This window comes from Hymenobacter aerophilus DSM 13606 (genome assembly GCF_000382225.1).
In the GTDB taxonomy this organism is placed as follows: Bacteria; Bacteroidota; Bacteroidia; order Cytophagales; family Hymenobacteraceae; genus Hymenobacter; species Hymenobacter aerophilus.
The window spans coordinates 47,160-57,214 of sequence record NZ_KB907823.1; the positions used below are offsets into that span (position 1 = coordinate 47,160).

Below are 10,055 nucleotides of genomic sequence, written 5' to 3' on the forward strand. Positions count from 1 at the left end.
CCATCCTAACCGCTGCTCTATATGAAAATCATTCAGTCGCACGACGTTCAAAGCAAGTTGATGAACGTCATTCTAACGGCTAAGAAGGAGCTGGTTCTGGTTTCCCCCTACGTGAACCTGGCCTACACCAAGCAGGTATCCGCCGCTATTGTAGCGGCCCGGCAAAAGGGAGTTAAAATCGACTTCTACATCCGGGAGGATTCCAACACCGACAGCAAGGTCAGCAAGCAGCAAGTGCATGATATGGGCATCACCCCCCGCCTGATTCCCAACCTGCACGCCAAGTTCTACTTCAACGAGTCCACCGGCATCATTGCCTCCCTCAACCTGCTGAGCAGCTCCATTGGCAATTCCATCGAAATTGGGGGGCAGCTCGAAACGCCGGCCGAGATTGAGGAGTTACGCTTGTTCATCGAAAACTTCATCACGCCCCATGAAATCGGAAGGCCTGTCACGCCGGTCAAGCCGGCCGCTGTCGAGTCGAAGGCAATAGCACCCAAAGCAAAGGCACCGGACCGGCCGCTATCCGAGGAAGAAATCAGATTTCAACGGCAGCCTTTCGGTCAGGTCCTGGCTGACTACTTATCAGCCCAGGTCGACCGTAGGTGCACTATCGAAGGTGACGGTGACTTCATGACCATTCGGGCGGTGGGCAACACCTTCTCGGTGCTGCTGGATAATGCCCAAGGTGCCACCAGCCAGTTGATATTGCGTGGAGTTGTATCGGTTAGCGAGGCTGACCGCTTTGCCCGGAAGTCGGCGTCTCATTACAAGATGGGCGCCTACGATTACATGATTAGGAGGGGTGCCAAAGGATACTATGACCAAGTGGAGGCTGTCCGCAGGTCCAGGATGTCAGCCACTCAGTTCGATGAGCTCCCCTACATCGAGAAAGAAGTGCTGCTTTCCGAGGTGGCTTACTTCCTGCGGGCCACGCAGGCATTCAAAGCTGACTACCGCAACTAATGTCCCCCATATCCGGCGACCACACCATTGCCACCATCCTAAAGCACGACAACAAAACCACCAGCTACAAGATAGCGCTGCTGCGGGCCCTCAACGACGTGGCCCTGCTCTATCCCGGCCTTGCCACCGCCGGCCAGCCCGTCGCCGTGCCGCTCACCCGCCTAGCCGAGCTCTGGACGGCCTACTACTGGCCCTTCACCGCCCCCGACCAGCCCATTTACCAGGGCGCCCGCGCCCTGGTGGCCGGCCAGCTGCGCAACGACATGGCCTTCCGCCCGGCCCTGACCGAGTTGCGCCGGCAGTGGCAGGCCAGCGGCCAGCTGGCCGCCCAGCCCGCCGACGGCTTCTTCCTGCTCACTGAGATGCGTATCCCACGCCGCCACGCCACCTACGCGCCCGCGCTGCAGCAGGCCCACGCCCAGGCCGTGGCCGCCGCCGCCAAGGCCCTGCTTATGCCCATTCGCTACGCCGGCCCCGGCGAGTGGACGGTCTTCGACAAACCCGCCCGACTCGACCAACTCCCGGCGCAAGCCCAGACGCTTCCCGGCACCCGTCCCCAGGATACCTGCCTGCTCGTGCCCGCCACCTTGTGGGAAGCCTTCCACCGCCTGTCGCTTTACGTCGAGGCCCTCTGCCTGCACGAGTGGAGCCTGTTCACCGAAACCGTCACCCAGCCCGCCGGCCAGCCCGTCACCCGTGGTCAGGTCTACACCCTGCTCACGGCCCGGCCCGACAACCGCCGCCCGCTCACGTGGGAGCGCAACCAGGTCGATATCCTGCTCCACGAAAACGTGCGCTTCACCTGTCCCTGGACGCAGAAGCCGCTCACCCAGCCCCAGCACTACGACCTCGACCACCTGCTGCCGCTCAGCATTTACCCCGTCAACGAGCTCTGGAACCTGCTGCCCGTCGACCGCCAGTTCAACCAGCACACCAAGCGCGACCGGGTGCCCACGGCCCAGCGCCTCACCGCCGCCGAGCCCCTGCTGGCCCAGGCCTACGCCACCTACCAGCAGTCCGCCGCGCTCCATAAGGTCATGCACGAGGATGTGGCCCTGCGCTTCACCGGTCTGCAACCCGGCCCATCCTTTCCCGCCCAGCTGGCCCACCACGCCACCCACTTCATCGACGACGTGGCCGCCGCCCGCTACGTGCAGCGCTTCTGATGCCGCGGGCTTTCTGTCTTTACAGTAGGGGAGAAGCCTACTCCGCTGTCTGTCCCTGCAATGCCTCCAGCCGAACGGCTAGCTGCTCCCGCTCGGCCTCCAGGGCGGCCCGGTTGGTGGTCAGGTAGTCCTCCCGAACGATTTCGTCCGCCTGCGCCAGCGCAAAAGCCTCCGCCTCCCGCATATCCGCAAGCTCCCGCAGCAGTTGCGCGTGCCGGCTGGCCAACGCATCCCGCCGCACCCGCAGCACCTGCACCGAGGTCAGCGCGTTCGTTGCGGCCGTAAACAGGCCCCGCCGCAGGTTAAGCAGGTGCCCCTGCAGCCCGGCCACATCCTGCCGCTGATAGGCCTGCTGCACCTGCTGAAATACCGTGGTGGCGGCGCTTTGGTACTCGGCACTGACCCGGTCGGGGTGGCAGAGCTGCGCGGCTTCCCGATACAGTTTTTTCAATGCCCCCTGGCCCGCCTCATCCAGGTCGAACGTCTGCGCCGCCGTTTGCGCAGCCGCTTCCCGGTCTTGGGTCTGCTGCTGGTAGCGTTCCTTGGCCTGCTGGTACTCCTTTTCCGAGTACGCCGATTCCGTGCGGTGGTAGCGGGCCACGTCGCGGCGCAGCTCCAGCACTTGCTGCAGCAGCTCCCCCAACTCTTTCTGGTGCCACAGCTCGAAATTCAGCAGCAGCCGGTAGGCCTCCGTCTGTTCCAGCTCCAGGGCCAGCAGTTCCGCTTCCAGCAGCCGCACCTCCAGCTGCAACGCCGGCAACACCGGGTCTTCCCACACCCGCACCTGTGAGTAAGCCGCCACAAAGGCCTCCAACAGCTCGGTCGCCTCCGCGTAGCGCCCGCTCCGCAGTGCCGCCACCAGCGCCGCCAGCCGACTGTCCACTACGCCCTCGGCCTCCAGCCGCTCCACGTGCTTGGGCAAGTCCTCGGTTTCGTGCAGGGCCAGCAGGGTCTTAATAACGCCCAGCCGCTTGAGGGCCCGTTCCACCTTGGGGTCGCCGGCCGCCGCCTCGGGCTGCCCCGTCAGCCGCCGGAACTCCCGCAGGAAATGGTGCGCCAGCTCCGGGTCGCCGGTCGTCAGCACGATATTCTCCTGGTTGCTCTGCGCGGCCTTGTTCGTCCAGTTGTAGGAGCCGGTCAGCACGTCGCGCCCGTCCAGCACGCAGAACTTATGGTGCATCAGCCGGTCTTCTATCACCCACACGCGCCCGCCCGCCGCTTCCAGCTCATCGAAGTTGATGCCCCCCGGCTGGAAGTTGATGTTCTTCTCGTCCCGCGTTAGGCACAGCATCACCGGCACCCCCGCCCGCTGCCGCTCCAGCAGCGCCGCGAACAGCCGCCGGTCGGTAAACCAGGCCACCGCCACGTGTACCGACTGCCGGGCCAAGCCAATTTCCCGTACAAGTACTTGCTGAATGCCGGTAAAGAAAGCTTCAGTTTGCATCAAATTATGATGAAGAATAGCCGAAAAAATACCGCCTTTTACTATTCACTTTTACAGGCGCTGCCCAAGTTGCATTGCCATTTTACGATCGGACTCCTGTCCGATAAAGTCATCTAATTGTTCCTTAACCCGTGCTCTTGTTGCATATCCCAATCCGATTGTGGAATCCAGTTTAAGGCAATAGTTCAAATCGACTAGCGCACCCTCATAATCCTTCGCATAGTGTTTATTATACCCCCGCTTGAGGTATGCTATTGGATCAGTTGGAGCTAACTCTACAAATTGATCGAAGCTGGCAATTGCTCCAGTGTAGTCTCCCATTTCATGCTTGATCCAACCGCAGTAATGGTGGGTAGTTGTATCAGTTGGATTGAATTCAATGTATTGCTGCAAATCAGCAATGGCTCCCGTGAAGTCCTTAAATGCGTATCTGACAAGGCCACGGTAACGATACATCCTCTGATCAATCGGATTTAACGCCAGATGCCTGTCCATTTCCGTGGGCAATTCATGAGAAAGACATGTGTTTTTTTCTATGGAAAAGAGGTAAGGCAAGTAAGCCAATCCAATTTTATCTAGTGTACAGGATTTATCTATATCAGCCATGCCTCCTACATAATCTCTCAAGCACAACTTTATTACGCCAAGATGGTAATAGGATACATTGTCCTTAGGATCTAGTTCAACGCAACGCATTAAATCCGTCAGTTCTCCCATTATATCTTTTAGATCCTTTCTGATAATGGAGCGCCTGTTGACCGACTCAAGATCGGTGGAGTCACACAAAATGGCTTGGTCACAGAGAATTAAATCTTGCTGAAAATAGGCCAACTGTCCTTGAATACGGTTTCGATAAAGGTAGGTCTGATCCTGTATGGGGTCTATTTCTAAGCAGAGAATGTAATCCACCTGCGCCCCGTTGTAATCCTGTAGGTTGTATTTTGTGTAGCCACGGTCGAAGTAGATTGCTGCCTGCCTTGGATCTTGTTCGATTGCCCTGTTATAGTGAGCCAATGCTTTTTGGGGCTCGATTTGGTCGCTCCACAGTGCGCCTGACAACCGAAACCACAAGGCTGACTTCTCCACCCGCAATCCATACAGAAACTCCATTACTTCCAGTGTCTGACGGGCCCGCTTCTTGTCGTTTATTGCTCTATAAACCAGTGCCAAAGCAAAAAAAAGGTCAAACCCATCTAATACTGTTTCCTTTCGCGCCTCTAATGCATACTGCAGTACATACCACTGCTTCATAGTGAGTTGCATCACGAAGTCTTGCCAGCATGTGTGAGGCATTTCATAAGCCTGTCGCAACGCTATTTCTGCTCCAGCCCATTGCTGCTGAGCCAATGCCAGGGCTAGTTGAATCGCCCCTCGCCAATGCCTTGCGTCTCGGTCCGTACACTGCCGGAAAGCATGTACCGCCTCCTGCCACTCCTGCTGCTCGGAGTGAGCTTTGCCCTTCTCATACCAGAACGTAGCCGAACTCTCCTGCACCACCGTCCGCAGCAGCGAAATAGTGCCTTCCGTGCGCTTGCTCAGGCCAAAAGTCGATTGCGCGGCCACGAGCCCCGTAGCAGAGGGGATAGGCAACTCAGGGGCAACAGGTAATTCAGGCATCCGCAATGATAGGTTACAATAGCACTTGAACGCTAAAATACCACCCATTTCCGCCCGGTGCGCCCTTACACACAAATAAAAACAGCCCTGACCTTACCGGCCAGGGCTGTTTTGCAATCTGAATGTGAGCGGCCCTACAACGTCTCGGCCGACGACCCGCCCATCCGTTCCTGACGGCTCTGCGCCTCGTCCAGCTGCTCGCCCGGCTTCACTGCCGTACTCGATACGGCCGCCCCGATAGAGCCCGCTAGCACCAGGTAGCCCCCCAGCGTAACCAGCGCCGCCGGCAGCAGGGTAGGGGCCGCCACCAGAATAGCGCCTACCGCCCCCACGGCCACCGAGATAGACCGCACCTTACGAAAGAACCGGGGCGTGGGCAACGTCAGCCGGTCGGTAATACTGAGTTTCTGTGACATGGTAGTAGGTGTTAGTGAGTAGTTGTCAGTTGTTGGTGCATGCAGGAAGTGGCCACTGACAACTGACAACCACCCCCTGACAGCTCAATCCTTATCCAGGCGGGCCAGAATCCGGTCGGCCCACTCGTTGCGCTTCTGCTGGTCTTTGGTGAAGTCGGTGAGCACCTTCGTGCGCTCCTCCACCAAAGCCATCGTCTTGTCGATGTTGGCCAGCTTTTCGCCCAGCTTCATCACCAGCTCCACCATCTCGCGGCGCAGTTCCGTGCGCTGCTGCAGCGCCTCGGTGCGGATGGCCTCCGCCTGCTTGCCCATTTCCAGCCGCAGCTTCTCCTCCCGCGCCACCGCCGACACGTGGTAGTCGTCCACCCGCACGGCCAGCGCCTCGGCCTTCTGCTGATTGGCCACGCAAGTAGCCTTCAGCTCCTCCACCGCCCGCCAGTTCTTGACGAAGTAGAGCAGCACCGACACGGCCCCCACCACCACCGACGTAATCACGCCCCAGTGCTCGAACACGCTATTCACGACCCGGCCCTCCTTTCTGCGCGCTCAGCAGCTCGAAGTGCGGCCGGTCTTTCCACTTGGGCCAGTCGCCGCCCCACACCACCCGGGCATCGGCGTACTTCATCAGCCGGGCAAACTTGCTCAGCAGCAGCCCCGACCACGACACCGACCCGTCCGCCAACTGAAACGCCACGTCCAGCGCCGGTGTCGGCGGCCCGTAGTTATGGTTGGATTCGCCACCCCGCTTGTAGGTCACAATAGGCCCCGGCTTGCTGCGGCCCTGCGCGTACAGTTCATTCTGCCGCTCGGCACTGCGGTAACATTCCGTAATGATAGGCCGGCCCACCGCCCGCAATACCGGGTCACCCAGCCACCGCCCCAGTGCCTGCGAATAAGCCGCTGCCAGCACCGGTGCCGCCTGCTCCAGCCTTACCGCCTGCCGCTGCAGTTGGGCCACAGTCAACCCAACCACCCGCAGCCTCGCAACATTTTCCACCCGAATCATCATGGCACAATAAGTTTGTCTATCATGAGGTAAAAATATACAATAAAATAGAATATTGTTTCGGTAGAAGCGCCCCCACGGAGTAATCCGTAAATTGTATTATTTGGGCGCATCCCTGCGGGTCGGGCTGTCCAGGGCTCCGCTTCGCTGCGGTGCTGCGCACGGGCTCCTGCGTCGCCCCCCTTCCCATCCCTCGTATGATTGTGTCGTCGTATTTTATCGGCGCTACCGGCAAGGAAGGCGGGGGCACCACCCATCCTTAAGCACGCGGCTGGCCAGCTGTGATGCTGAGCGTTAGAAACCGTGCCCCGCCTTCTGTTTTCGCCTGAAGACTGTACAGTATAGAGGGAGCCCCGGTGTGGCGGCATCCCGCATGTTACGAGGAAAGCTGCGGTGAAAACCCGGCAGGTAGCTCTTGTTCCACCTTTTTTGCATGCGTATGCCCACTTCCTCCCCACCCGTATTGTTGAAATACGTCGTCGGTATCGACATTGCCAAGGCCACGTTTGCTGCCTGTCTGGGCAGCATCGATACCACCCAGCACCTGCGCCTGGGCAAAGTGGCCGTGTTTGCCAACGATGCCGCCGGCTTCGAGGCCCTGCAGCGCTGGGTCGCGGCCGGGCAGAAGGAGCCAGCCTGTCCGCTCTGGTATGTGGTCGAAGCCACGGGCGTGTATTACGAGGAGCTCGCCTATTCCCTGAGTGCCCGCCAGCAGGCGCTGAGTGTGCTTTTGCCCAACAAGGTCAAGCACTTTGCCCGCAGTACGGAGCAGAAAAGCAAAACCGATGCGCTGGATGCCCGCCTGCTCTGCCGTCTGGGGCTGGAGCGTCAGCTACCGGCCTGGCAGCCACTTACCCCCGCCATGCGCCAGCTTCGCTCGCTCAGCCGTGAACGGGCTGCCTTGCGTACCCAGGCTGCGCAGACCAAGAACCGCGCCCATGCCTACGCCCATAGCTACGAGCCCGACCCACTGGCGCTACTTCGCTTGCAGCAGCGGCAGGCCTTATTTGAGGAACAGATGCACGCTATTGATGTGCAAACGGCGGCCCTCGTGGAAGCTACCCCAGAATTAGCTCGCAAGCTGGCTCAGTTGACCAGTATACCGGGGGTAGGGTTGCTAACAGCCGTCACGATTGTGGCCGAAACCAGCGGCTTCGCGCTGGTGGAAAATGAGCGGCAGTTGGCTTCGTATGCGGGCCTGGACGTGGTGCAGCGGCAAAGCGGCAACCTGGCCCGCCCCACGGCCATTTCCAAGCGCGGCAACGCCCGCCTGCGCACGGCCCTCTACTTGCCCGCCGTGAGCAGCTTGCGCTATAACGAGCAGCAGAAAGCGTTTTACGCCCGCCTGCGGGCTCGTTCTCCCAATGGCAAGGTGGGCGTGATTGCCGTGATGCGCAAATTACTGCTGCTGACCTATTCGCTCTGGAAAAACGACCAAGCGTATGACCCGGCGTATCACCCGGCCCAAAAAGTAGCCCCGACGCCCGTAGGTGCCGAGGCTACGCAGGATGCACCCACAGGCGCTCCTTTGGAAGCGCTAATCTAAAAAAAGTGACCCATAGGGTTGCTTTTCATCACAGTATCTTGCGCATCCTCCCGCCACGATGTAGTGGCTACTGTTGCCTATCGGGCCACGCCGCCCGCCCAGGCCCTGAAAATCGGGCCCCGGCAGTCGGCTGCCAACCCCCACGCGAGCCAGCCGGCCGCGCCCCAAAAAGCGCCGCCGCCCGCCCCGCTTACCGCTCGTTCCACGCTCCGGCCCACCACCCTCTGCTCCGCGCCGGGCGGCCAGCCTCCGCTACCACCAACCCACCGCCCCGGCCGCCCTCCCGCTGGTCGGCCCGCCTAGCCCCCGCACCGAATAGGTGCCTGCGGCGCGTGTTTAAGTGGGGGAGTCCCCCCACACCCCCCGCAGCATGCTCCGCTTCGCTCTACATCACCTCGGCTGCGCCTCATAAGGTGCCCTTCGGGCGGGTATTATCGGGGGCCTCAAGGCCGGCCCCCAACCCCCTGGCCAAGAGCATTCAAGGGTTTGTTCTCGGTCGGGTAGCAGTGGCCGGCAAGGCCCCGCGGGCTACAGGCCTAGGCCGCCGGCCACCGGTACCGCGCCGGGGGCAGGGTGAGCCAGCCACTCGCAGCGGCGGCCCAGGCGCGTGGCGGCACGGGCCGCGCTCAGCGTACCCCGGCTCTGCCCGTCCCAGCACACCAGCACCAGGTCGGCCCCGCGCACTATTTCGGCGTTGCGCACGTGGGGCGCGGCCGGGCCGTGGTTGGCGTAGTCGGGGCGCAACTCCAGCAGCGGCACCCCGTGGGCCCGGCACCAGTCGGCTGCCAGGCTGTCCACCCCGGCCGCGCCGCCGCATACCACCCGGCCCAGCTGGCCGGCTGCCTGCAACTGCTCCAGCCGGGCCAGCAGTGGGGCGCAGGCCTGCAGGCTGCGGCTGCCGGTTACGCCTACTGTGTATTGTGTTTTAATCATATAACAATATACGCAATATTTTCCTGTTTTGGTGTGTTTATTTGTTCATTATTTTCCTATTTCATAGTATATATTTCAATGTAATTTCGTATATTTAGGTAGTAGTTCGGGAAAGGCCCGGACGCCACGCGCACCCCGGCGGGCCCCCGGCCGCGCACCCTACGGCTAACCTCTACAGCCATGTTCACTGCTTTGCAATTCTCGCAGCTCGCCGCCGCCGCCTGGTCTGGCCCCGCTGCCGGCCACGTCGCCGCCATCAGTTACAACGTCACGCCGTGCGGCCACGCGGTTGCCCGGTTTAGCATCTCCTATCACCTCGGTGGGGCATGCTACCTGCAGCTCAGCCCTTGCCCGTTCGCCGCCATTGCCACCGCCGTAGCCCAGGCCGCCGCCGCCGGCGTTCCGGTCTGCCGCCGCCACGCTCGGGCTGCCCTTGCTCGCGCCGCCGCCGCCCTGTGCGGGGTGCGCGCTCTGGCCCGTCCCGGTTTCGCCTGCCGTGCCCGTGCCCGCCGGGTAGCCCGCTTTTCTCATGTGTAGCACCGCCACCCCCGTCGCAGCCGCCCCCAGTTGGGCGGCTGCCCTGCCGGCCCTCTGGCTGCTGGCTCGCGCCCAGGCTGCCCACGCCGACGCCCGCGATAAGCACCTGCACCACCGTCAGCAATGCACCGGCCATAAGCACTGCGCCAAGCGCCTGCGCCAGGCCGCCCGTGCCCTGCTCGCCACTGCCGCCCGCGTGTACCACGCCAGCCCCCGCGCCGCCCTCGACCGCGCCGCCGCATCCTCAGCCCGTTAGCCGCCCCGCCATGCAACGCCACATCAAAATAGAGTACCGCCACCGCCGCCGCGCATTCGGCTACGCCGCCACCGCCAAGCTGCTGCTTTCGGGCCACTGGCTGCAGGCCGCCGGCTTCGCCCCCGGCACCGTGGCCCAGGTCGAGGTGCAGGCCGGCCGCCTCATCAT

The 10,055-nt window shown here is 61.6% G+C and carries 12 protein-coding genes; 6 read left to right on the forward strand and 6 right to left on the reverse strand.

Going from position 1 to position 10,055, the window contains the following annotated elements; translation table 11 throughout:
• Window positions 1–21 precede the first annotated feature (21 nt).
• Window positions 22–966: a phospholipase D-like domain-containing protein gene (locus H145_RS22925; protein ID WP_019949045.1), complete on the forward strand. Its 945-nt coding sequence runs from the start codon at window positions 22–24 to the stop codon at window positions 964–966.
• Window positions 966–2,132, forward strand: coding sequence for an HNH endonuclease domain-containing protein (locus H145_RS0115355; RefSeq protein WP_019949046.1), 1,167 nt, complete (start codon window positions 966–968; stop codon window positions 2,130–2,132). Before H145_RS22925 ends, H145_RS0115355 begins: the two co-directional genes overlap by 1 nt.
• 37 nt (window positions 2,133–2,169) lie before the next feature.
• On the opposite strand, the gene H145_RS22930 is transcribed toward H145_RS0115355, so the two are convergent.
• The 5 genes from H145_RS22930 to H145_RS22935 all read right to left on the reverse strand — a co-directional run bounded on the left by H145_RS22930 (window position 2,170) and on the right by H145_RS22935 (window position 6,567).
• Window positions 2,170–3,576, reverse strand: coding sequence for a phospholipase D-like domain-containing protein (locus H145_RS22930; RefSeq protein WP_019949047.1), 1,407 nt, complete (start codon window positions 3,574–3,576; stop codon window positions 2,170–2,172).
• Window positions 3,577–3,627: 51 nt separating this feature from the next.
• Window positions 3,628–5,193 carry a tetratricopeptide repeat protein gene (locus H145_RS0115365; protein WP_019949048.1) on the reverse strand — a complete coding sequence of 522 codons (1,566 nt, stop codon included), beginning with the start codon at window positions 5,191–5,193 and terminating at the stop codon, window positions 3,628–3,630.
• A gap of 134 nt (window positions 5,194–5,327) precedes the next feature.
• Window positions 5,328–5,609 carry a hypothetical protein gene (locus H145_RS0115370; protein WP_019949049.1) on the reverse strand — a complete coding sequence of 94 codons (282 nt, stop codon included), beginning with the start codon at window positions 5,607–5,609 and terminating at the stop codon, window positions 5,328–5,330.
• 84 nt (window positions 5,610–5,693) lie between these two features.
• Window positions 5,694–6,131: a hypothetical protein gene (locus H145_RS0115375; RefSeq protein WP_019949050.1), complete on the reverse strand. Its 438-nt coding sequence runs from the start codon at window positions 6,129–6,131 to the stop codon at window positions 5,694–5,696.
• A complete protein-coding gene (locus H145_RS22935; protein WP_240471710.1) occupies window positions 6,124–6,567 on the reverse strand; it encodes a M15 family metallopeptidase in 444 nt (147 codons plus the stop codon). The genes H145_RS0115375 and H145_RS22935 overlap by 8 nt, the downstream gene beginning before the upstream one ends.
• 487 nt (window positions 6,568–7,054) lie before the next feature.
• Between H145_RS22935 and H145_RS21570 the strand changes: the two genes are divergently transcribed.
• Together H145_RS21570 and H145_RS24225 are read left to right on the forward strand one after the other, a co-directional pair.
• A complete protein-coding gene (locus H145_RS21570) occupies window positions 7,055–8,161 on the forward strand; it encodes an IS110 family RNA-guided transposase (RefSeq protein WP_169513151.1) in 1,107 nt (368 codons plus the stop codon).
• 63 nt (window positions 8,162–8,224) lie between these two features.
• Complete coding sequence (locus tag H145_RS24225; protein WP_157541640.1) at window positions 8,225–8,464, forward strand: hypothetical protein; 240 nt, start codon at window positions 8,225–8,227, stop codon at window positions 8,462–8,464.
• 225 nt (window positions 8,465–8,689) lie between these two features.
• Here H145_RS24225 and H145_RS22940 read toward each other — a convergent pair whose 3' ends face one another.
• Window positions 8,690–9,094: an SLOG family protein gene (locus tag H145_RS22940; RefSeq protein ID WP_019946740.1), complete on the reverse strand. Its 405-nt coding sequence runs from the start codon at window positions 9,092–9,094 to the stop codon at window positions 8,690–8,692.
• 529 nt (window positions 9,095–9,623) lie between these two features.
• Here H145_RS22940 and H145_RS0115400 point away from each other — a divergent pair.
• Both H145_RS0115400 and H145_RS23420 read left to right on the forward strand, forming a co-directional pair.
• Entirely contained in the window at window positions 9,624–9,887 is a 264-nt protein-coding gene (locus H145_RS0115400) for a hypothetical protein (RefSeq protein WP_019949053.1), read from the forward strand.
• A gap of 10 nt (window positions 9,888–9,897) precedes the next feature.
• Window positions 9,898–10,055 (forward strand): SymE family type I addiction module toxin (locus tag H145_RS23420; RefSeq protein ID WP_019949054.1); only part of this gene is annotated, 158 nt, incomplete at its 3' end.